The 22275-nt window shown below is 58.7% G+C and carries 17 protein-coding genes; 5 read left to right on the top strand and 12 right to left on the bottom strand.

Annotation, left to right across the window (positions count from 1 at the left end; translation table 11 throughout):
- Positions 1 to 4: 4 nt before the first annotated feature.
- The 7 genes from EJ075_RS26085 to EJ075_RS26055 all read right to left on the bottom strand — a co-directional run bounded on the left by EJ075_RS26085 (position 5) and on the right by EJ075_RS26055 (position 4262).
- Entirely contained in the window at positions 5 to 331 is a 327-nt protein-coding gene (locus tag EJ075_RS26085; RefSeq protein ID WP_126106304.1) for a DUF736 domain-containing protein, read from the bottom strand.
- Between the two features lie 45 nt (positions 332 to 376).
- Positions 377 to 937 (bottom strand): S26 family signal peptidase, encoded by a 561-nt coding sequence (locus EJ075_RS26080; RefSeq protein WP_126106303.1) that lies wholly within the window; start codon positions 935 to 937, stop codon positions 377 to 379.
- Positions 934 to 1398: a DUF2840 domain-containing protein gene (locus EJ075_RS26075; RefSeq protein WP_126106302.1), complete on the bottom strand. Its 465-nt coding sequence runs from the start codon at positions 1396 to 1398 to the stop codon at positions 934 to 936. The genes EJ075_RS26080 and EJ075_RS26075 overlap by 4 nt, the downstream gene beginning before the upstream one ends.
- A 319-nt stretch (positions 1399 to 1717) precedes the next feature.
- On the bottom strand, positions 1718 to 2602 hold the full coding sequence (locus EJ075_RS26070) for a replication initiator protein A (protein WP_126106301.1): 885 nt from the start codon (positions 2600 to 2602) through the stop codon (positions 1718 to 1720).
- A gap of 23 nt (positions 2603 to 2625) precedes the next feature.
- Complete coding sequence (locus EJ075_RS26065; RefSeq protein WP_126106300.1) at positions 2626 to 2916, bottom strand: helix-turn-helix domain-containing protein; 291 nt, start codon at positions 2914 to 2916, stop codon at positions 2626 to 2628.
- A 134-nt stretch (positions 2917 to 3050) separates the two neighbouring features.
- Entirely contained in the window at positions 3051 to 3725 is a 675-nt protein-coding gene (locus EJ075_RS26060; protein ID WP_126106299.1) for a DUF2285 domain-containing protein, read from the bottom strand.
- Between the two features lie 258 nt (positions 3726 to 3983).
- Positions 3984 to 4262 carry a DUF2285 domain-containing protein gene (locus tag EJ075_RS26055; protein WP_126106298.1) on the bottom strand — a complete coding sequence of 93 codons (279 nt, stop codon included), beginning with the start codon at positions 4260 to 4262 and terminating at the stop codon, positions 3984 to 3986.
- Between the two features lie 115 nt (positions 4263 to 4377).
- On the opposite strand from EJ075_RS26055, the gene EJ075_RS26050 reads away from it, so the two are divergent.
- Positions 4378 to 4638 (top strand): helix-turn-helix transcriptional regulator, encoded by a 261-nt coding sequence (locus EJ075_RS26050; RefSeq protein WP_126106297.1) that lies wholly within the window; start codon positions 4378 to 4380, stop codon positions 4636 to 4638.
- Positions 4639 to 4880: 242 nt separating this feature from the next.
- On the opposite strand, the gene EJ075_RS26045 is transcribed toward EJ075_RS26050, so the two are convergent.
- Positions 4881 to 6086: a DUF932 domain-containing protein gene (locus tag EJ075_RS26045; protein WP_126107469.1), complete on the bottom strand. Its 1206-nt coding sequence runs from the start codon at positions 6084 to 6086 to the stop codon at positions 4881 to 4883.
- Positions 6087 to 6502: 416 nt separating this feature from the next.
- On the opposite strand from EJ075_RS26045, the gene EJ075_RS26040 reads away from it, so the two are divergent.
- Entirely contained in the window at positions 6503 to 7036 is a 534-nt protein-coding gene (locus EJ075_RS26040; protein ID WP_126106296.1) for a MucR family transcriptional regulator, read from the top strand.
- Positions 7037 to 7124: 88 nt separating this feature from the next.
- On the opposite strand, the gene EJ075_RS26035 is transcribed toward EJ075_RS26040, so the two are convergent.
- Positions 7125 to 7436 (bottom strand): DUF736 domain-containing protein, encoded by a 312-nt coding sequence (locus EJ075_RS26035; protein ID WP_023728967.1) that lies wholly within the window; start codon positions 7434 to 7436, stop codon positions 7125 to 7127.
- Positions 7437 to 8149: 713 nt separating this feature from the next.
- Positions 8150 to 9034 (bottom strand): MurR/RpiR family transcriptional regulator, encoded by an 885-nt coding sequence (locus EJ075_RS26030; protein ID WP_126106295.1) that lies wholly within the window; start codon positions 9032 to 9034, stop codon positions 8150 to 8152.
- A 472-nt stretch (positions 9035 to 9506) separates the two neighbouring features.
- Here EJ075_RS26030 and EJ075_RS26025 point away from each other — a divergent pair, with 472 nt between their 5' ends.
- Entirely contained in the window at positions 9507 to 10898 is a 1392-nt protein-coding gene (locus EJ075_RS26025) for a serine hydrolase domain-containing protein (protein ID WP_126106294.1), read from the top strand.
- Positions 10899 to 11412: 514 nt separating this feature from the next.
- On the opposite strand, the gene EJ075_RS26020 is transcribed toward EJ075_RS26025, so the two are convergent.
- Positions 11413 to 13542, bottom strand: a complete 2130-nt coding sequence (locus tag EJ075_RS26020; protein WP_126106293.1) for a ParB/RepB/Spo0J family partition protein — start codon at positions 13540 to 13542, stop codon at positions 11413 to 11415.
- Positions 13543 to 13995: 453 nt separating this feature from the next.
- Between EJ075_RS26020 and EJ075_RS26015 the strand changes: the two genes are divergently transcribed.
- The gene (locus EJ075_RS26015) at positions 13996 to 14781 is read left to right on the top strand and encodes a hypothetical protein (protein ID WP_126106292.1); all 786 of its coding nucleotides are present in this window, start codon (positions 13996 to 13998) and stop codon (positions 14779 to 14781) included.
- 190 nt (positions 14782 to 14971) lie between these two features.
- Here the strand turns inward: EJ075_RS26015 and EJ075_RS26010 are convergent, their stop codons facing one another.
- Positions 14972 to 17773: a tetratricopeptide repeat protein gene (locus EJ075_RS26010; protein WP_126106291.1), complete on the bottom strand. Its 2802-nt coding sequence runs from the start codon at positions 17771 to 17773 to the stop codon at positions 14972 to 14974.
- 659 nt (positions 17774 to 18432) lie between these two features.
- On the opposite strand from EJ075_RS26010, the gene EJ075_RS26005 reads away from it, so the two are divergent.
- Entirely contained in the window at positions 18433 to 22197 is a 3765-nt protein-coding gene (locus tag EJ075_RS26005; RefSeq protein ID WP_126106290.1) for a hypothetical protein, read from the top strand.
- Positions 22198 to 22275 lie beyond the last annotated feature (78 nt).

Genomic DNA, 22275 nt, shown 5'->3' with positions numbered 1-22275 from the left:
CCGATCAGCCCCGTTCGTCGCGCTTCGACTGCCGGCTCCAGTGCAATGCCCAGATACTTTTCTCGGCATCGGACTGAAACAGATTGGCGCGGATCGCCTGAGTGAACGACGGATCATCGATGGAGACGGAGAGGTAGTTGCCGGCCTTCTCGCCGGTGCGATCCCATGCCGCGCCGATCTCCATGCCTTCGCAGAAGACGCGATGGTCTGGCGCGTTTTCGGCGTCCGATTTCTCGGCAGGCAGGATGGCAAGTTTCGCGTCGAGCGTCAGCGTAGAGACGTTGCCGAAGAAGCCGTCATCGTTGCGGGTGAAGGTGCCGATCTGGGCCACTGCGTTGCTCCTTTCATGAGCGTTGATGAGGGTTGGTGCGAGAGGTCATGGCTCGCGGCGATCCGCTTCGCCAGAAACATCCAGCACCGGAGAAGCGCGGTCGGTGGTCCACATCGGGACCGCGCGGCCAATAATCGAAGTGAGCGGCAGCGGCCCGAAATATCTGCCGTCGAAACTGTCAGCCGAGTTCCAGTTCATGAGGAAGACTTCACGATCGGCAATGATGCGGCAACCCTGCCAGCCGGGCAGCGGCCGGCCACGACTGTCACGCTCGCGCGCATGTCCAAAGGCCACGCCATAGACGATGATGGAGCCGCCTCGCCGGCACACCATCGTGCCTCCGAGTGCCAACACATGTTTCAGGAGGGGCACGCCGTCCGGCAGGTATTCGCGTTGGGCGAGCAAATCCGCCAGTGGCTTGGGCGGCATGACGACGGCGATGTCGGAAACCCCGATCCGGTCGACCGGCTCGACGCGATAGAGTCCGACCGGGACGCTTGCTGACGCGTTCCAGATCAACTTCCGTCGATGGTCGATCGATGCCGGCGCGGCGACGAGGACCGCACCGCCAAGCATAGCGACGATGATCGTTGCGCGCGTGCTCATGGCTCAATCCTGCGGCGCAGGAGCCATGCCTCATGGCGCTGGCGGGTGTAGGGCCTGGGCGCCTCGCGCGCAGCGAGCCGGCTGTGGGCATGCCGCCAGTAGTCCGGCGACACATCAATGGGATCGATGCCGATCGCTTCGATAGCGTCAATGATCTTCAGCACCTTCTCGACGTTCGGCCATCCGATAGCTGTAAGCAGGATGTCGGCGCCGGGCCGCACATAGGCGACAGTCGAGCAGCGCTCGCCGGTGGCAACAGCGCGTAGGATATCGATGCGGGAAGCGATGGTGCCGAAGTCGTTCGCGGTCCAGCGAACGAAGGCGAAGATACTGTCTGGCGTAAAGGAGACGACGCGACGGCTAAGGTCGATGTTCCTGTTGGAAGCAACCTTTCCGAACCGGATGTAGTTCTCGATCCGCCTCTTCAGCCACACCAGCTCGACGTGGGTGAGATTGCTCATACCGGCCCCCGTGAACTGAGGTCAGCAGTCAGCATGGCGAAACGAGGAGCGGAGAAATCAGCCGTGCTTCGGGAAGGAAAACGGGCGTCGATCGTTCTCGGCCCGGCCGAATGATCATGTCGCCGCTGTCGTCCACAGCCTCGCTGATCGGCGCTTTCCGTTAGAAAGAATCCGAAGGATTCACAGTTAGAAACGTTAGAGGAGCGGGTTCGGCAATCGCTGCAATGGCTTAAGCCCGATTCCGGTTCCTGATAGCACGGGAATCCGGTTCCCGATGGCACGGGAGTTGCGGTTCCTGATAGCACGGGCCTGTCCACAGTCATTTCACAGCCCTGGTGGTGCGGCCACGTGGCGCCCACGACGTTGCGCTGGCGCTAGCAAATTGATCCGCCGGGTTGAGTTGGAAGTTCAGGCGTGATCGACCGTCGGGATCGACGGAGAATGCCAGCCGGTAGCCCGGCAGTGGCTGGCGACGCACGATCTCGCGCAGGTCGAAGGTGAAGCGCTTGAAGGGCGACAGACTGCCGGACTTCACGTGGAGATGACGAAGATCAAAGCTCCAACCGTAGGTCTGGCGGCCACCGTGCTTGCGAACGAGACGATAGAGCCAGCGCTCCAGGCCGCCCGTCAGCCCGAAATATTGGCGGTCGATCGTGAGAATAAGTGCATCGTCGATGACGCCGGCATAGAACCAGTCCGGCAGGATGAGCTCGACGCCGAGTGGGCGCCCGTTGGCATCCATCCGTTCCTTCCATTCGTTGATCCAGGAGAAGCGATGTCGCCGCCGCTCGGACGACTGACGGATGGACGTGGCAACCGTCGTCGATTGCAGGCGGTCCAGCGCGGCCTTCAGTCTGTCATAGCTATGGGCGGAGTCGCCACGCTCAATGAAGGCAAGGATCTCGTAGGGCGTGGCCGCCATCAGACGCGACGTGCGAAGGCCTTTGTCACGTGCATCGACAATCTGACTGGCTGCCCAGATCAGGATGTCGGCGTCCCAGATCGTCGCCATGCCATGTTCGATCGTCGCCTCGACGCGGATCGAAACCTCGCCCATGCGAAAATCGATAGGCGTCACGCGCCGGGATTTGGCGAGTGAGAAAAATGGCCACGACATCAGGTCTTGCGCATCGCGTGGCGTGATCACACTGGGGCGCGCGCGGAACAGATCAAGCTGCCCCTGATCGGTCGAGCGAAGCTGCATTTTCTTTGCCCCGCAGAATAGAATCAGGAGACGCGAGCGCGCCGGCCGGCATAGGCTGGCGCGCGGGCGGCATGCGGCTTGGCAGGCGGAACAACGGTCGCGTTGGCATCGCTGGTGGACGTGCGCGCACCAAGCTCGATCCAGGCGTGCAGATCGTCGATGTCATACAGGACGCGACCACCGACCTTTCGGTATTTTGGTCCGGTGCCGTACGTCCGGTGCTTTTCCAGGGTGCGAGCGCAAAGGCCGACGATTGGTGCCGCCTCCTTGGTTCGCAGGTATTTTTGGGGCGCGTCCGCGGGACCCTTCGACATCGCTCGATCTCCGTTCGGTTTTGCTGTCGTCCTGGCCTGCCGGGACGCGCGAAACGGACGATGGTCGAATTGAGGAAAAGCGAGGGAGGGCAAACATCGGGGGATGTGTTTTCGCTACCCACGCGAAAGGGATTTCAGCGATCGGATTTTCGGCTGCGGCTGTGTGGATAGAAGAGAAGGTCGCGGTAGCCGCCGGCCACAAGACGATCAGCCCTTCGCAGGATCGCCCGAACCTTGTGCCGGAGATGATGATCGCGCCAGTCTCGAGGCGCGATTGACTCTCGTGACAAAAGCACCTCCGCAATCTCGCGGTAGGTGGCCCCTGCGCGACGGGCGTCATGAGCACGCAGGTTGAGAGTGTGCCTCGTCTTCGCTTGCTTCGGCAGCGCACCGTAGGCCGAGCCTGATGGTCGGCCGCTCAGCGCCCGCCTGAACCGGCGCGCTGCATCGAGCCGTGTCTCGAATGCCGCATCGAGTGGCAGGACGATGGCGTTGAATTCGGTCGCGCCGCTGTGAATGTCAGTGACGAGATTGTTTGTTCCGGTCGATGCCGGCCAAAGAATATGAAGCTCGTCTGCTTCCCAAACGGCGGCGCTGCTGAGTTTGGAGAGTTGAACAGTCTGATGGGAAGGGCTGACTGACGATCGGATTTGCATGGCTCGCAGCACGCGCGGCGAGGCCTGTTCCGTCCAGACGATGTTGTCAGCTAACGGAAGCCCATCACCGGTGACTGTGAAATCGCGCGCCCCAGCGTGCGGCGAAGTCAGATTGTCCGAGCAGGTCTCCGGTATTTGCGCCTTGCGACGCAAGCTGACTGCACTCGACGATGAAGGCGTCGTTCCGGATCAGGTATTCGGCAGCGAACTCCGGCGCTTCGTAGTCGCGCATGTGCACGTAGGCCGCTGGATTGGTCCAATCGCCTTGCAATTTGCCAAGCCCTCTCCCGATGCCAGCACTAGGCTGCGAGCTTCGGAATCAGCATCGAAGTCGATGCGCGGACTGGGTAGTTGGAGAGTCAGCAAACCGCTGTGCTGATTCAGCAAAGCGGGGCGCATGGTATGCTACACCTAGTGGGGTGCACCGCCCGCCAGAAGATACCGATAACCACTCGTCGTCATCCACCTCGCGCGGGCAAGATGGGTCTCCCAGGACTTGAACGCTCGCTCCGGCTCCTGCTTAGGGTCCATGTGCAGCACGATCCTGGCCACCTCGCGCCAGTCCGCACCTTCTGCCGCCGCGTCGAGCAGGCGAATGTAGGTGAGCAGCCGCTCCTCGTCATAGCCGGTCAGGATCGGTGCATCCGGCGCAACGTCGGCGACATCGGGATCGAGGAGTGGTTTAAGCACGGCCCACCAAAAGTCGTCGAAGCACAATTGGGTGCATTCACCAGATAACCGGATTTTCTGGTTATCTGGGTTTCCATTTAATTGATCTGCCGGTTTCGTCAAGGACCGGCAGCGAATGCAAAAGACACTTCGGTCGCCAAGACATTTGCGACTTATCCAATTGATCGTGGACAAGCGCAAAGCTGCAGGCTTGAGCCAAGCCGACCTAGCAAAGGCAATCGATCGATATCAGTCAGTAGTCGCAGCCATCGAGTCGGGGGGGCGGCGCCTGGATGTGATCGAATTCCTAGATCTGGCTGAAACGATCGGATTCGATCCCCATGATATTCTGAATGAGGTGGCAACAGTTCCGAGTATGCCCGTCAGAAAACGTTAGCGGCCGATTTGCTCAAGGGCGAAATCACACCTGAAATCCAAACGAATTTCTTGTGGCTGTAGTCAAACAGCAGCAGTCGCATCGCGAGCCGGGCGGAGCCCGGCGAGCCGCCCTGTCTCCGTACGGCCGCAAACGTTGATCCTGGCTATCCGTCGGGCGTCATACTTTGATATGACGGTTTCGTCGATTTGGCGGACCTGAGGGCGGCGCGGCGAGACAGTCGCCGCGCGGCCTTTGTTCGTTCATGTCGCCTTTTCCAATAAGGCCTTCGCCCTACCTTCAAGCTCCAGCCGACTATCCTGATGCGCCTTAGTGCGGGCATGCGCGGTCATGCCCTGCACAAAATCGAAGATGCTTTCGGGCGGGCGGCCTTCCTCCTGCAACACAGTCTCGATGATCTTGCCCGTTTCGCCCTTGGAGAAACCGCGCTTGCGCAGGAAGCTTTCGCGGTCTTCGTCGCTACGGGCCACGATCTTCTCACGCGCAGCCTTGATACCGGCGATGAACGGCGCCGGACTTGAGTTCGCAAAGCTCGTCAAAGCGGGTGCTGCCTCGTGCGCAAAACGCTGCGAGGCAAACTTCGAATGCCGGATGCTGATTTCCTCCAAGCCCTCAACGCCCCACAGATTGCGGTTCATGCAAACGGCGCGGAGATAGAAACTCGCAATTCCCAGCGTCTTGCTGCCGACTTCCGAATTCCAGCAATAGAAGCCGCGAAAATACAAATCCGGTTCGCCATTCGGGAGCCGTCCGGCTTCGATCGGATGCGTATCATCAACTAGAAACAGGAACACGTCTCGGTCGCTGGCGTAGAGCGTGGTGGTGTCCTTGGTGATGTCCACGAAAGGATTGTGAGTCATCGTCGCCCAATCCAGAACGCCCGGCACCTTCCACATCGTGTCACCGGTACCATTGCCCGCGATTTTCATCACGGCGGCCACAAGCTCATGATCCCAGATACGGCCATAGTCCGGGCCGGTGACCGCGCGAAGCTCAAGGCGTCCGCATTCTGTCTCGAGGGTCTTCATCAACTCCGCCCGATGGCTCAAAAGGCCATGCTGTAAATTGATCCCTGCCAACGGTGCGGGCAGCTGGCGCATGTAAGTCGCCGGCGCGCTGACAAGGCTGCAAAGCTGGCCGAAGCTCCAATGCGTGGGCGCAATAGGCTGCTCCTGTCCGGGGATGATAAGCGAAAGCTGCTCTGCATTGTCGCGGGTAGCTTCGACGCGAACCGCGCGGCTCTCCACGGTGCGGGCGGTAGCGCGGTCCGCTCTCTGCTTCACGGCATCATAAAGCTCGGTGAGGCTCAGATAGCGCTCGTCATCGGGACGCGAAAACCATTCCGAGGAAACTCGTCCGATCCGCTCGCCGCGCGAGATATCGACGCGAAAGCCGCTGGAAATCGCCTGCTGCTGGGTGTTGCTCTCGCTGTTAATAATGGTGGTCATGTTCATTGTGCTCACTCCTTTTTTCGTCAATGCCGAAGGCATGTCCCCCGGCATGCCTTCCGGGGGCGCGTGAGCGCGCGGGAGTGATGGGGGCCAATGCCGACGCGCGGAGCCGGGCTGCATGGTCGAGCGGAGCGGATGGAAATTGACGGCCACTGTTGTTGCAGTCAGCCGCTTTGCGAGCCTGCGGCCCTGCTCTGCACAGGCGGCACTGGCGGGGAAGCGAGGGGAAGTTCCTCGCTTCCCATCGGTCGACAAGGGTATCCGCAGTCGATCTGAACGATGAATGCGAAGCTTACTCTTACAATGTTGTGCAATAGATTTGGATTTTACAGAGAAAGGTACTATTTGCCTCGTTGGCGGGACAGGGAAATCAAACTTCGATCAATTCGTCCGATACAAAAAAGGGAAATTATATGACCAGTGCTCTCGAACAAGGCAACCAACTGGATACTGTGTCGATAGCGGCTGACATTGTCGCCGCCTATGTATCGAACAATCCATTGCCGGTCGGCGAGTTGCCGAAGTTGATCGGCGATATCCATGCCGCTCTGAAAAGCATCGGCACGCCGGCGGTAGAACCGGTGGTCAAGCAGGAGCCGGCAGTCTCGATCAAGAAGTCGGTGACGCCTGACTTCATCATCTGCCTGGAGGACGGAAAACAATTTAAATCGCTGAAACGGCATATCGGAGTCCACTATAATCTGAGCCCCGACGAATACCGGCAGAAATGGAATCTGCCCTCCGACTATCCGATGGTGGCGCCGAATTACGCGGCCACCCGCTCGGCTCTGGCGAAATCAATAGGGCTCGGGCGCAAGGCGGCTGCGCCCACTCCTGCCGCAGCGGAAAAACCAAAACGGGCTGCTCGTGCGGCAGCAGCGAGAACAGCTGCGGCAGCCATCAAGTCACCAGTGAAGAAGGCGCGCAAAGCAGCGGCCAAAGCCTAGCGCGCTGCAGCTGGCGGACGTGCCAACCTGTGCAGGACCTGAACATGGTAAAGCCCCGCCTTGCGGCGGGGCTTCGTGTTAGGTCGGATCACTCTGCGGTGCGGCGGGACCAGATGAGCGAGAAGTCGCCCTCGGTGTCGGTCTCGACCAGGCTCGCATAGATCGGAGCGGGAAAGCTCGGATCGTCGAGCTTGACGGAGTGGTAGTCGCGTCCCTCGCGCGAGGTCTTCTTCCATGCCGCCCCGAACTCGGTGGCGCCGGCGAAGATGCGGAAGTCGGGACCCTTTTCATTTTCGCCATCGGCCGGAGAGAACGTTACCGTCTTGACGTTGAGGTTGAGGGTTTTGACCGATCCGGAGAAGCCGTTCGCGGTGCGGGAGAAAGTGCCGATTGTAGCCATTGTGGTGGTTCCTTCTGTTTTTCTCGGGCCGCGCCCATCGCGACCTCGATGGTGGTCGTGAGGCCGGAGACGATCGGTCTGCATCCCGAAGGGGCTGAAACGAAGTGAAAGACGCCGGCGCGAGGCTTTCTTGGACCGCGAGGAAGGACGCGCAGCGGCCAGGGGAAGAAAACGCAGCGACGTCGTTGCGGGAAGACGATCGAGACTGAGCGCAGCGAAGGTGGTCTTCGGTCAGACCAAATCCATTCGAGGACGTAGCGGGCGCTGCCGAACGGATAACAGATCGGAGCGGGCATACTCGCAGCGACCATTCGCATTTTGACGCACGCCGTGGGCTGCCTCTATGGTCGATGAGCCTGGCTTCAACGTGAAGGCGACAGATCACCAACCCGGGGGAACCGGAAGGGCGAGACTTCCATCGGCTCTTTGCGTTATTGCGCTCGGAGCGGTGCGAAGAAAGCCTTCCGCCATTTGAGAAAGTCGCAACTGGTGGGCTGTCAAGCAATTCAACCGACTAACTGCCCGCATGCGATCGATACGAAGAGAATGGCGCAGCAAGCGCCAGGCCGGGCTCTTTGCCGGTTTCGGTGGCCACGCTATAACCTCAGGTTCGCCATCGCGAGGTATACGCATCCGGCTTTGCGCTCTGCGGGGTGATATGCCCGCCCTATCGCTGCAACGGGAAAAAGTTCGAGGAGACCGCACCCATGAATCTAAGGTTTGCCAGCCTTGCGCATGGCCGGGCTGCCAACATGTCCAGTATGAGACTGATAGAGCTCGGATAGGCGCTCCAGCCGTTTTTCCACCGTCTGGCCGAGGCTCCCGATCACGTCGTTGACAAGAAGATTGACTGCACAGCTCAGGGATACCGGCGAACTCCAGAACAACTCGACCTCCGTGGATACCGCGATGACGTGGCTGGTAAACTTGCGAATCCAGTCGCAAAACTTGTCTGTGATCATAACCAGGGGGATACCTTCGCGGCTTGCCCGTGCGGCCAAATCGTAGGTCTGCTCTGAGTATCGTCGGACATCGAAGAGTACGAGGCAGTGGCTTTCGGATTCGGTCGCGAATATCTCATGGTAGTTACCTGCCGATGTGTCGACGAGGCTGACGCCGTCCCGCGCGTATTGCAAGAGATTTGCCAGCATCGCCGCGACGCCTCGTTCCGTTTGAAAGCCAACGACATGCACGCGGTGGCTATGCGCTAGCAACGCGACGATCCGCTTCCAGTTTTCGCTCTCCGCCATCGCATAGACCTCAATAATCCCGGCCAGTTCCAGTTCGAGGCTGCGCTTGGTGCGATTGCCCTCCCCTTTCGTCTCCACGAATTCGGTTACCTGATCGCCGACCAGCCAAGGCACACCTGACATTGTCGTTTGCAACCCCGCCTTGAGATCCTTGAAGTGGCGATATCCCATCTTGCGCGAGAAGCGGCCAACGGTGATTGAGCTTACCTGCAGCTTGGCCGCGATCGAATTGGCGGTCTCGAATGCGATTCCGCCGCGATTGGTGAGGATGAAATTGGCTATCATCCGTTCGGCCTGCGTGAAGCCTTCAAGATTGTCCTCAAGCCGCCGCAACAGATCATGGGACATATCACCTCCACCTTGCACGAATTGGTTCTCCGCAGTTTTCGACGGCCGCCACACTAGGATAGCGCGCTCGTCGATGCCAGCACCGCCATTTCCGTCCTTTTCGAACGCGCTTGCGGCATAATGTTACTTAATTGACAAACAGTCAGCATGTGACATAATCCTGTCTTGTTGATGCAGGGCAAAATCTGCGGCAACGATTAGAGACCGCAAAGACTAGGGAGAATTCCAGCCGGCAAGGCGAGGAGAACCCACGAACAGAGACAGGTGTATTGGGTGATCTGATCCAGTCTAGCTTTCACGCTATATTGTCTGCGAGGAAGCTCCGTGCTTTTGAGATACAATTGAGCGCTGCGCGCCACCTGTTGCGCAGGCACGATTGATTTATGAAAAATGAGCGGAGCATCAAAGGGCGGTCATCGACTGCTCTCTCTCCTTATTGAAACACAACCAGCGAGAATGAGGTACGAGGAAAATGTTTAAGCTGACCGCATCAATATGCGCATTCGCGATGCTTTGCGCCACCGCCCCGGCGATTTCTGCCCCCAATCTCGACACGTTCAGAAAAGAGCTCGACACGTTCGTGGAAACCCAAATGCACACCCAGAAGGTACCTGGGGTCGCGATCGCCGTGCTGCGCAACGGCAAGATTGTCGTCGCGAAAGGTTATGGCTGGGCGAATGTCGAGCTTAACGTCCCAGTGACGACCGAAACCATGTTCCAGTCGGGCTCGGTCGGCAAGATGTTCACCGCTGCGGCCGTCATGACGGCGGTCGAGCAGGGCAAGATGGACCTCAACGATTCGGTAAGCAAATATCTGCCTGACGCGCCCGCCAGTTGGCGCCCGATCACCATTCGGCAATTGCTCACCCACACGTCAGGGCTCCCCAATGCGGGCGCGGATTTCGATCTAAGGCGTGACTACACCGACGACGAGCTTGTTAAGACGTTCTATCCGATGACGCTTGATTTCGAGCCCGGCGCACGCTGGAGCTATAGCAACACCGGCTATCAGTTGCTGGGCATTCTCGTGAAGAAGGCAACCGGCCAGTCCTATCTCGACATCCTCGACACGCACGTCTTCAAGCCGCTGGGCATGAAGACCGCGCGCGCCGTCAACGACGCCGACATCGTGCCCAATCGCTCGGCCGGGTATCAGCTCGTCGATGGGGAGCTGAAGAACCAGGACTGGGTTTCGATGTTCAATCCTACGGGGGACGGCTCGCTGTATTTGTCGCTCGACGACATGATCGCATGGGCCCGCGGCGTGGAGAAAGGGGCGGCGCTGAGCAGCAACAGCTGGAAGCAGATCTACACCCCTGTGCGACTTAATAGTGGAAAGCCTTATCCCTATGGTTTTGGCTGGTTTCTCGACGAGGCTGGCGGCCATCCACGGTATTACCATAGTGGCAGCTGGCAAGGTTTCAGAACCTTCTACTCGCGCTACCTCGGCGATGACCTCTCGGTAATCCTGCTAGCCAATTCGGCGGATGCCAACACCTACGCCCTTGTCGATGGAATCGCAGCGCTGTGGGATCCCACCCTCACCGCGCCGGGACCGCGCCCCTCACCAGACTCCGAAGCAGATCGTAGCGTGACCGCACTGATCGAAGCCGCACGCGCCGGTACGCTGCGCCATCAGGACGTTCCTCTTGCCAGCCCAGCAGCGCTTGAGGAGTCGAACCAGTATTTCATGCCGTTGCTGAAAAGGCTTGGCCCCTTGACCAAGCTCGAACTCACCGACCGTCGCGAGGTCGGCGATGACACGGTCTTTTCCTATGCGGCGACCTTTGGTGCACGTACCATCAAAGTGAGTTTCGCGCGCGGACCAGGAGAGCAAGTGTCAAACTTCTCCATTGACGATTAGACGAGGGTGATGAAGGGCCATCGTGGGCGCGCTCGTTGATGGAACGAACGCGCCCACGGGGGCGCGTCTCAGTGTGGTTTGAAGGTCTTAGCCTCGCCAACCCCACCCCCGTGTGGGAGGTAAGCCACACAGACCAACGTCGCGTCGCCGGTCCCTGTCGACGGCCACAGCGACCGCGGCTGTGGCTCGTTCCCGGCTCATTGCGGGCGCTACCACCACCCTCTCCCTCGGGTTCGGCGACTTTATCGCGGCCACGCTCATGGGCGGGGCCGAGAGCGTGATGATAGCAGGCGTAGCTATCGACCTAATAACTGTTGCATTCAACTGGCCACTTAGTGCCCGGTTGGCGTTATCGTCACCTGCTTACGATGATGTTGCTGACGGTACTCAAATCTAATTGCTGCGATTCGTGGTGTCTTGCAGTCGAGGTCCCCGGCCGCGCCATTGGCGCGGCCGGAAAATTCTCTTGACGGAAAGGAGGCCGGAGCCGCGTGGCGGCTCCGGCTGTTGCGGCTCACTCAGCGGCGACGTTGAAGGAGTCGCCTTCCTCGGCCAGGTCGCTGCTTTGAGTGAGTGTCGAGTTTGCCGCGCCCGGCGACGTGGCTTCCGGCTCCAGTTCGGCAACCTCCGGCGATCTCGCATCTGGACCTTCCTCGTCCTGCCGTTCTGCGAACGTCGCAGGCTGTTGGGTTCGCAAGACCGCAGGCAGCCATCCGGTGCCGGCGAGCAACTGCTCGGCGGCTTCTGCCATCGGCTGCTTTTTCAGATCTGACAGCCTCTCTGCCGCCTCGTCGCTGGCAGCTTCGCGCACGGCGTCGAGGATATGTGCCTTGGTGATCCGCCCGAGATATGTTCGAACGGTCGGCGTCCAATGTGCCGTCATGTCGAGGTTGATGGCTGTCGCCAGCCTGTCCGCAGTCTCGTGGGCGCGAGGCTTGCGCTCCCATGGCTGCTTCACGGCATTGACGGTAAGCGAGACGCAATGGGCGAACAGGGCCATGACACTTGCATGGTCGAGTGAGGCGATGAAGCCCCACAGGTCAACTACATTGCTAGGCATATCGGCAGCCCACTCCGCGTGTCGGTCCGCCAGCGCCTTGCCTGCCGCCGTATCCTCAATGCCATCCGCGTGCCCGGCGAGATAGACGCTGGTTGGCCGGATTTCGAGGCAGTGCACTTCCGCGCCCCGGTAGAACGCCTGCGCGGCGAGCGTGTGCGTCACGGCGACAAGGGCAATGTCAGGCTGTTCGCCAAGTGCGAGCCGAAGCCCAAGCGTACGATGAGCGGTCAAGTCGCGAACAAGAAGATCAGACAGCGACTTGCCTTCCTCGTCCGCTTCTTCGTCGCTCCCACCATCGGCGTCCGAACCGTTGCCGGCTTCGATGATCTCGCCATCATCGTTGATGGTATAGCCTTCGCCATCCGCTTGCGTTTCCGCTTCTGGCTCCGCTTGCTCGTCCTCGGCGCGGAAGAAGCCACGTTCGATGCGAGCCGTTCCGTCATGGGAAAGCACGACAACCACGCCGCCGCGCGAAACAACATCAGGATCGTAGGCGTCACGCCGAGCGTCGATGCGCTCGATCTCAGCCTCAAGTTCGCCGAAACGCTGATTGACATCGTCCGGCAGTTCCTCGGCGCTATCCCATTCGTCGGCGAGCCTGTTGAACGCTTCGGATGCCGTCGCATAGGCGGCTTTGTCTTCCTCCGACAAATCCACCGGCTGTGGGTACGTGCGGCGCAGGCCGTTGGCATGTGGATAGTCAATATGGACATCCACCCACTTCCAGCCTTCGGACTGTCTGACGGCTTCAGCAATGCCCTGCAACTTCTCGATTACCAAGCGGTCGAGCAAAGCGGCGTCTTCATAGAAGCCGCCGCGATCCTCGGTGAACAGGTCACGCAGGATAGCTCCACCGGCTTCCATATAGGCTTGCGCGCCGATGAAGATGGCTCGCCGGTCGTTCGCCGCAATATGCGTCCGCGTCAGTTCGCGGCGGATGACGTAGGGATCGCGATTGTAGGAGAGGTTTTCGAACACCTGTCCCTGCCGGACGTGATCGTTGGTAATGGCAAAGGCCATCAACTGGTCGAGCGTCAGCCCCTCCTCGCGATAGACCTGCATCAGCTTGGGACTAACCGCGCCGAGACGCAGGCGCTGCCGCACGACATGCGCGGTAGTGCCGAAACGGGCGGCGATTTCCTCCGCACCCCATCCGCGTTCCTCGTGAAGCTCGCGGAACGCTTCAAACTGATCGGCGGGATGCATCGCCTCGCGGGTGATATTCTCGTCCAGGCTGATCTCATGCGCGTCATTGACCGTGTCGATGACACAGCGGATCGGCTCGGTCTTCTTGATATGCTTGCGCTTCACGCGCAGCAGTTGCGCCAGCCTGCGGCCTTCGCCGATGCTGACGAAATAGAAGCCGGTTTCCGCGCCCTCGCTGTCAAGCTCCGGCTCAACCACAAGGTTTTGCAGAATACCCTTGGCCGCGATGCTGGCCGCGTAGGCTTCGATGATCGCCTCGCTGTGCGGCGTCTTGCGCGCATTGCGGGGCGACTTTTTCAGCTTGTTGAGTGGGATGAAAACCTCGGTGCCGCTCTCGCCGGCAGTTGTGGTCTTCGCATTCCTTTCATTCGTTGTCATGGTTCTGATCCTTCTCCGTTGAGTGCCGAAGGCATGCCCCTCGGCATGCCTTCCGGGGGCGCGTGAGCGCGCGGCAGAGAGGGGGGCGAATGCCGGCGAGCGGAGCTGGGCTGCGCGTCGAGCGGGGCGGATAGATGCGTTCAAAGCGAGATAGTCGTGCGCCGCCTTGCGAGCGAGCGACCCCGCTCTGCGCAGGCGGCACTCGCGGGGGAGAGATGGCCAAGACCATCTCTCCATATTTGGAAAGAGAGAGCCTTTCTCCTAGACGTTAGAAATGGCACTCATGGGCGTGGCCGCTACTATTGGCGAGGGAGACGGCTGTCGCTCGCGCCATCTTGCGCCCGATAGGGAGGACTTTGCCGAGCGAATGCTTGAGCGTGATGGCTATCTCCAGCCTGCAGAACTACCGAGCTTATTATACAGAGACTTCGATCCGGCGAGAGGATAAGCAAGATGGCCAACGAGCGCGACGAGGAGTTCGACAATGAACCCGACGAACGCCCCGAATACCCAGCATTCGATGACATCGACTGGAGCGCCTTTCGGCATGCGTTAGGCTCCCTTGGGCTATTCGATGACATGTTCCTGACAATGCAAGCGAACAACCTGGCAATGGTCGACCAATTTATTTCCGGAATAGAGCAAGAGGTTCTAGAGGAGGACATCGAAGGCCGAGACTATGGTCGTCTGATGTTTTTGAATGCGCAAACCCAGATGTGGATTTTCAGCGTTTACGAACTTCTTCGGACGTGGCGCGCGCGAGTGAAGGAAGCGATCAAGCTCCATGAAAACGGGGGACTGAAACTTAGGATTGACGCATTGCGACTGGAAAAGGGCTTCATCCACACCAACAAGCTGTCGCGCGCCGATCAGCTTGAGAGGGTGCTGAAGAATCCCGCCGTCGTCGACCGCGTGCGAGAAGATCTCCGCCTGACTCATATTCTGTTCGGGCAGATTGAGTTTCTGCGGGTTTCGATGGCCAAGCATGAAGTCAGTGGCAAAGCCAAATCCGTTGCGTTCTCGCCAGGTTACGGACGAGTGAACATGTGGACGGGTTCGCTCGATTACCAACTCGAAAGCGGCCAAGTCATTCTCGGCACGCTGAACCGCCGTCAGATTGCGGATGGGATCCGAGCTTTCGTTGACCGCTCCGAAATCCCGGATGACAATGCGATCGCAGCGTTTGACGAGTTCATGAAAGCGGGGGACACTCCGGAGCTGCGAGAGACCTCTTTGTGACAGGCTTGTCCACGCGTAGCTGAGAGGGGCATTTGTGGCGCAAGCGGAAGTTCGGCTCTCAGGAAAGGCTCAGGAGCGAGAGGACCTCTCAGACGTAGATACGCCTCTGATCTTCCCCAAAATCAAATACGAGAATTCAGCGCGCTGTGGGACCACTTTGCAGCCCCACCGTTTTCCCCGCAGGTGCGCATCACTGAGGCAATTTCTCCCTTAACAATGCTAGGCGGGCCTCCAGGTCGCGACTGTATTTTTCGCTCTCGGTCAACGAAACTGCCGTTGCCAGCCTATCAATCGCTTCCGGGACTCTGCCCAGTGCTTCCAGGCAAAGGGCAACAAGGTCGTGATAGATCGACATTCGACTCTGCGCTCTCTGGTCATTCGAAGCCAAGTCTAGCGCCTTGCTCGCCGTGGCAATTGCGTCCTTGTCATTACCTAGCGCCAGCTGTGCCTTCGCCTTCTGGTAGAGCAACCAGTGGTCTTTGTTGCCGTCTGAGATACGATCTGCTGCTGCTAACGCCCCTGCCGCGTCACCGGCTGCTAGAAGCGTCTTAGTTACGATCCGGATGTCGTAGGAGCGATCCGACTGCGCGTTGAGGGTCGTCGCGAACGCTGTCGCCGCTGCATACAGCTTGGATGCGAGATCGACCTTTCCTTGCCTCGACGCCACGGACGCCACATTGGCCAACGCCTCGCAAACGTTACCCCATTGTTTCTTGTCCACCGAATTCGGAAAGATCGCCAGCATGTCCGGAAAAGCTTCAACCACCGCCAGGCAGACATCACCGAACTCGTAGCTGAAAAGCGACGTTAGGGCGAGGAACCCTTCGTAGAACTGATCGAAGCCTGCGAGAGCGGAAAGCGAAACAACATCCGCGAATTGCTTTGCTGTGTCGGCGTCCCGCCCCACGTACCTGGCGATCTCCGAATAGGAACGTACCCTGCTCAGAGAAGATAGCGAGACCCGCAGCGGAACCGAATAGAGATCGCTATTGACGTCCTCAATCAGTGTTCTTAGGGCGCTGGCGCCTTCTGCTCGAATAGTTTCATCAGCCCCTTCCTGAGTGCCAAGATGGGCTATTTGCCCCAATGTCGCATGCCAGGGTGCACCGGCCTCAAGCAACTCCTTAAAGCACTCCAAAGCACCCCGAAGCTCGCCCGAACGTCGCAGTGCTTTTCCTTGGTGATGTAGCATCTCTGCGCGGACATCCGCGCTGGTCGTGCCGTCCGCGATTCTCCCGTACTCGGCGGCGCACGCTGCATAGAAGGCGGACCTGTCGTCCTGACCAAGACCGTATGAGAAGGCTTCCTTGGCATCAACGACGCTGAGTAGCTCAGCGAGGGGCATGTCCGGCTTGAGTTCCAGTCCGTGCAGATCGGCCATGAGCCTATTGCGCGCCACTCTTTCTAGCTGGAGAAGCGCGTAGGTCAGCCAGTCAGGATCTCTCTTCCCTCTGCGTTCGTGCTCCTCGAGCAGTTGCAGCGCCGACAAGTGGATTTGCCTTAGAACGCTGGGCAGCATTTCGCCCTTGGCGCGCTCTACAAACAGCTCTATCGATCGCGCGAGGTCCCTACTGTCGGCATTTTCGGTCCGAACGGCCGCACAGATCAGGTCGTGGACGGACAGTGTGGAAGACACTGCAGTGCGATTCAGCAAACCAAGGCGCTGCAGTGCGCTGCGCGCGTTTATCCCGATAAAATGGTTCAAAAACCTGGAGTCGTAGTTCGTGCAACCACTGTTTGCGATCTTAATCAATGCTGACCGGCTAACTTCGCTCACCCTACCCAGAAGGCGCGCCATGATCGAACTGCCGTCAGCCTGATGGGTAAGGCCTGGCAGCTCGAGAATCTCTCGATAGAGGTCATTTCGGTCCACACCCTCGAGCGTGGCGATCTGTCTGGTCACGGCAAGGATTAGCGGAGAAAAGCGGCAAGCCTCAACAAACTGGCGTCCGAGTTCATCGGAATGTGCCTCGTCCTCGCCAAGGATCTTGAAGGCGATCGAAGTTGAAAGCTGCGGAACCGGCAGATGGACATGACTGTCCGGCTCGCCCAATTGCGACGTAATGAGAACTCGTCCGCCTAGGCCAAAACCGACTTCAAGTTCGGCAAGCGCATCGTTGCCAAATGGGCGGGAGAGGTCATCGATGACAAGAAGGGTTCTGGTTGAGTTGAATACGCCTGCGACGTTGATTGCCACTCCACCGCGTGCCCGCTTTACTGCGGTGAGCGGCACTCCCTCGCTCCAGTCCTGCCCAGAGATCCATAGGTAGTTCCCAAACCTCTCTATCGCAGAATGAACGTAGTCGATGGCAGCCTGAGTTTTCCCTGAACCACTCAACCCGTGCAGGACGCATACGTTGTTGCCTGCATCAAAATGACGCTGGATACCTTCAAGGAATGAGGGTTCAGAATGGTGGTTCTCGCAGAAAGGCGGTACTCGGCCGTAGTATTCATAGTTGTCGAGGTTCTGGCGAAAGTCAGGCAAAAAATCGCAGTAAAACTCAGCTGCATTGGTGTGGTCCTGCACAGACTGGAATATGACCTTGGCCAGCTCCCGCGCATCGAGAAAATTTATCACGTCTCCTTGCTTTTTTGCGATTTCGGAATTGTTGAATTCACCCCTAAAGGATGGCGGCTCCTCATCTCGCGAGACCAAGTATATTTTCGACAAAACTCTTCCGCCCGCCTTCTCGATTGCATGGCTCACATCCTTTTGGATCTTATCGAAGCGGTACTCTTTCTTTCGACCGGATGAATCCTCAAAGTACCCTTGCTCAGTGCTATACTCCCCAACCACTGCAAAATCCTGAGAGAAGGTATCCACGGTGTAGCCAACTGGTGAATAGTCTTTGTTTAGACCATGATGAACAAGATCCTTGTTCTCGAGAGTTTCGATCACCTTATGGCCGATGATTTCCAATGAAGTGGCGTCGAGATCCCCAAGCTCGTCGATCAGGTCCTTGAGGACCCTCTTCTTCACAAACTCTGACATCGTTACACCCCATCGATGAAATCCCAGTGGTTCCACCATGACTACATATTTGCAGGAGGATGTGCCAGCGCTGTCGGCCCACACATTCCTAAACGCGGCCTCCTCTGCGCGTCCAGAACTGCTTTGGGAAGTAGTTGGACAAATGGTTCGTATTGCCCTGAAGGCGCGGTTTGCCTTCAGACAGCCGCAATGCCGATCTCAACGTCCGACATGGGGCGCATTGCAGCCCGGCAATGTTGGGGTCGACATCGGACGATCCGGTTTTAGCCGACGTCTGCGGTAAGCTGTCGTTCCGAAACCAACCCACAATTGGTCGTCGCACCTGTCAAAGCCGCCTCTCGTAAAGGCGCCGACCTTTTCGTTGGGAGTAGCTCAGTTAGATCTTCACAAACCGATAGGTGAAGCGGTCGGTCTGGCCCTTGAGAACTTCGATACCGCCGGGAATACAGCATAATAACAAAGGTCAGCTCTATCTCAGCTTGGGATTACAAGCCGACGCCCACGATACCGTGCCCTCGATGTGGCGTACGATAAGTAGCTTGTCGGGATCGGTTCGGCAGGCATACTCGCCCTGGCATCGTGAACAGCGGCCAAGCTAAGACTTTTCTTCAGCGCGAATGGTGTCGCCGGCACGTCGCGGCAACGGCGGGATGTATGCTATGACCGATGACATCGAAGACGAAGACGATGGCGATATCTTTTCGATTGGGAGCGTACCGATCGCCAAGGTTCTCGCTGGCCACAAGACGCTCGCCGCCGCCTTTGGACCCTACGATAAAGTCCGTTTGACCGCGACGTTTGGAGCGCTTCTGGCGAGACGCGAGCTCTTCGCCAACAGCCACAGGCTGGAAGTGCTTACCCATTTCGCGCTGCTGACCGCGAAGGGGACGAAAAAGCCCGATGCCCATATCGTCGAACTTGGCTTCAACGCAATGTCCGAGACTTTCATAGGCCAGCGCGAGGACCCGAGCGAGGATGTTGCCATTCATAATATCAGCACTGCCATCGGCAACTTCCGCATGCTTGGGGGAACTTGGGAATCCGGCGGCTTCTATCTCCAGCGTCTGGTGAGCACACTCGAAGGATTAGGTGGAGGTGGGCTACTAAATTCGTTGCGAGATTCGGTTTATGCCCTGCTCCGGCTGTCAGAGGAGGTCTGTCGCCGCGCTGGGCTTGTGCGCAACGAGTTGGGACCGGAGATGCCGCTCGGTGTACTACCCCGCAGTCTGCATCCTGGTATAGGTTCGTCTCGACGTCTCGTGCGCTTCAACCTTTCCGAAGCCACGGACCTAGGGATTGATCTCGACGACCTTGCGCCCTTTGGGTTTCAGGCCAATTTGATAGGTCGTCTCGATACCGAGCGGATCGGACACTCGCTGCTCGAACGTTTCCCCCTGATACTCAGCGAAAGCGGTCTCTATTTCGTGCTGCCAACCTCGGTCGGCACCGCCATCACCCGCTTTCTCGTCGAAAGCGTGCAGCACGCCGGTGCACTGCGCCCCTTCGCGATGGCCATGGCAAATGAATATTCTGAACTCTTTGCTCGCATCTCAATACTCGACGAACGGCCTGTTTCGCTTGAATTTCGAGGAGCGAAGGGAGGACTTGGTGCTGCGACGATGCTGGAGATCGATCATGGATTGTATCTCAACCTGATCTTCGTCGCCGACGATCTCGCGAACTTTCCTAAGGACGGCGTTCTGGGTTTCTTCCCTTCCGAAGGCGATTGGGACAAGCTTGTTGACCACTGGATCGAGCAGTCGTGGGAAGCGGCAAAGGCAAGGCCCGACTATGTCGGTGGACTGACCTTGGTTGTGCCATGTGGTGTAGGCCGCGGCGTCCCATATTTCATCGAGGACAAGCCGCGCAAAGGCTGGCGTGTTGCCATGATCAGCGCCCCCGACCTAGTCATCCTTTCCTGGTTGCCTAGCTTCAAGGCGCTGTCCCTGTGGCGAATCCTGGAAGCAAGTGATCGCCTGGAAGAGTTCGGTGTAGGCCTCCACAACTTCAACGGACTCCTCAATCTTGTGGGCTGGGCGCGTCAGCTCGATGGGCATCTCGTTCCGCATGCCTCGCTGCCACCTGAAATGGGGACTGCTCCAGCCCTCATCTGGGTGCAACAGAACAGCCTGAGAGATGTTCGGTACGAAGCCCTGACCCAGTGGGACGCCCACATGGCGTTTCATCCGGACGGCAGGTGGCGGTCGGTTCGTCGCGACGACGACCCGATCTTTGACGAGGATCGCACTAGGCCCTTCTATGTGAACGATGAAAGGCCTGACGGGGCGTGGCCGCAAGGGATCTACGAGTCACCGCTGAGGAGTTGGTGGTGTGTTCTCGGGACATCGGACGGCACAAGTGCCCACGTTGCCTTTGAACTGATGCGGCTCATCCGGACCTGGGTGTCGCGCTTTGCTCCCATTCTAGACCACGAGCTGCCGAAGCTCCCGCCTATCGTGACCTGGAAGCTCACATTCGACGGAAATATCGGCGATCACCCGTCAGAGTTTGGGCAGGCACGTACGATCCTTGCGAAGGCGCTCGAGCGTGTCACCGTAAGACTCGATCTCGAGTCCAAGGTCTGCGAAGTCATCGCGGGAGTGGGGTTCGAGGCGGCCTTCCGTCACCCGGAGAATATCGCCGAACGTGCTCTGATGCAGAGGACAATCGAGGGCTTTGCATCCCTGACGGGCGAAAAGCTCGATGTTATCGAGTTAGATCGACTGCTGACTGCGGTGGTGCCCGATGTTCATGCGCGGTCGCAGCATGCCTTCATGGCGCACGATTTCCGCGACTTCGTTCGGGACTCGGTATGGGCTGCGCCAGTGCCGATCGACGGCGATGACACCGCTTTTCTTCGTCTTGGCCTCGCCTGGCGCTGCCGCGACCGCTCCTTTGGCGACGAGATCCTCGGCAAGGCTGACTGCACCAGCTTTCTCAACAGCCTGGTTACCGGGTTCGAAGACGATATCTGCATGGAAATAAGCGGGCTTGATAGGGCTGCGGTCATTGATTTCGCGATGCTTAATCATGAGAGCGCCGTCGCGGATCGAAGCAACTGGCACATGACAGCTGCAGCCGTTCTCGCGCTTCACAAAAACAAGGCTGCGACCATCAATGTGATGACGACCAAAGATTTTTCGTTCAGCGCCGTGATCCAGTCGGCGCGGTTGCTTGTCGAATTTGCCTTGGGCGAAGCAAAAAACAACGGGGGCCGCAAACCCGGACGCCTGCAGATGTCGCGGCTGATGGCCAAGGTCATGATGATCGTCAAGTTGGGTGGATGGTCGGACGCGATCAGGTGGGATGCAATGGAGCCACGTCTGCGCATCAGCCCACTGGGCGATATTCTCGCCAACCTCACTTTTCATGCAGATGTGCTCGAACCGTTCGGTCGAGAGACGAGCCAGTTACGGTTCGCCGAGAGCATGGGGTCGTACGGCGACAAGATCAATGATCCAGCAGTAGATTCGGCACCATTGCCGATCAATGACGAGTTTCCAAAAGAGTTCTGGGAGGCTTGGAAAGAGCAGTTCGGTACGAGCTTCGAGGCTATGCGGGATCTCCTCAATCTTCTCGACGATCTTGGGATAGAGCGGCGCCAAGCGATCTTCCGCATCAAGCGGAGCGAACTTCTGACTGCGATGGCAAATCGCGAGGCCATTCTGCCCGAGGCGGAGGCATTGATCAATGAACTGACATTCGAGCCGCGATCATCTTGGCGGACGCCGCCGGCCGGCTTTGCGGCACGAGACATATTTCCGTGGCGGTTCCGGCGCCCACTGTCGATCCTGCGCAAGCCGCTGATCCGATTGGATGAGGCATCGGATCCTACGCTTCTGGTTGCCCCGGGAGTTGTTGAGGACGCAATTCGCTACATGCTGGGGTGCTTCCATCGAGGCGATTTCCATCGGTCACAACTCTCTCCCAAGATGAACAGGTGGGCTGGCAAGTCTGCTTACCGCCGTGGCCACAAGTTCGCGCTGGAAGTCGCAGCGCGTATGCGAGAACTGGGCTGGGAAACACGACAGGAAGAGCGGGTCACAGCACTGCTCAGGCGAGGCTTCCCGACCGACTTTGGCGACGTGGATGTTCTCGCCTGGAGGCCCGAGTCCGGCCGTGTTTTGGTTATGGAGTGTAAGGACGTACAGTTCAGGAAGACGGACGGAGAGATTGCCGAGCAACTGGCCGATTTTCGCGGGCTGGAGATAGACGGAAAGCGTGATCTCCTCCGCAAGCATCTCGACCGGCTCGATACGATAAGGGCTTACCCCGAGGCGGTCGCGAAATCACTCAAACTGCACGTGCCGCCGATTATTGAGGGTGAATTGATCTTCAAGAACGCGGTGCCGATGCAGTTTGCTTGGGAGCAGCTTCGCAGCAAGACTGAGCTCCACGTCTACGACAATTTGCACGCTATCTAGCTCGGTGCAGAACTCGCTCACCACACAGGAAGCGGATAGCAGTTGCAATCGTCCCGGGGGGCCTAGAAGAATCCGCCG

The sequence above is a fragment of the Mesorhizobium sp. M6A.T.Cr.TU.016.01.1.1 genome (genome assembly GCF_003952585.1).
Classification (GTDB): Bacteria; Pseudomonadota; Alphaproteobacteria; order Rhizobiales; family Rhizobiaceae; genus Mesorhizobium; species Mesorhizobium mediterraneum.
Note: the sequence above shows the minus strand (reverse complement) of the source record. Positions and strands in the feature narration are given on the sequence as shown.

Coding starts and splice junctions, on each gene's coding strand:
- EJ075_RS26080 (WP_126106303.1), bottom strand. CDS start 937: ATGAGCACGCGCGCAACGATCATCGTCGCTATGCTTGGCGGTGCGGTC.
- EJ075_RS26075 (WP_126106302.1), bottom strand. CDS start 1,398: ATGAGCAATCTCACCCACGTCGAGCTGGTGTGGCTGAAGAGGCGGATC.
- EJ075_RS26070 (WP_126106301.1), bottom strand. CDS start 2,602: ATGCAGCTTCGCTCGACCGATCAGGGGCAGCTTGATCTGTTCCGCGCG.
- EJ075_RS26065 (WP_126106300.1), bottom strand. CDS start 2,916: ATGTCGAAGGGTCCCGCGGACGCGCCCCAAAAATACCTGCGAACCAAG.
- EJ075_RS26050 (WP_126106297.1), top strand. CDS start 4,378: ATGCAAAAGACACTTCGGTCGCCAAGACATTTGCGACTTATCCAATTG.
- EJ075_RS26045 (WP_126107469.1), bottom strand. CDS start 6,086: ATGACCACCATTATTAACAGCGAGAGCAACACCCAGCAGCAGGCGATT.
- EJ075_RS26040 (WP_126106296.1), top strand. CDS start 6,503: ATGACCAGTGCTCTCGAACAAGGCAACCAACTGGATACTGTGTCGATA.
- EJ075_RS26035 (WP_023728967.1), bottom strand. CDS start 7,436: ATGGCTACAATCGGCACTTTCTCCCGCACCGCGAACGGCTTCTCCGGA.
- EJ075_RS26030 (WP_126106295.1), bottom strand. CDS start 9,034: ATGTCCCATGATCTGTTGCGGCGGCTTGAGGACAATCTTGAAGGCTTC.
- EJ075_RS26025 (WP_126106294.1), top strand. CDS start 9,507: ATGTTTAAGCTGACCGCATCAATATGCGCATTCGCGATGCTTTGCGCC.
- EJ075_RS26020 (WP_126106293.1), bottom strand. CDS start 13,542: ATGACAACGAATGAAAGGAATGCGAAGACCACAACTGCCGGCGAGAGC.
- EJ075_RS26015 (WP_126106292.1), top strand. CDS start 13,996: ATGGCCAACGAGCGCGACGAGGAGTTCGACAATGAACCCGACGAACGC.
- EJ075_RS26010 (WP_126106291.1), bottom strand. CDS start 17,773: ATGTCAGAGTTTGTGAAGAAGAGGGTCCTCAAGGACCTGATCGACGAG.
- EJ075_RS26005 (WP_126106290.1), top strand. CDS start 18,433: ATGACCGATGACATCGAAGACGAAGACGATGGCGATATCTTTTCGATT.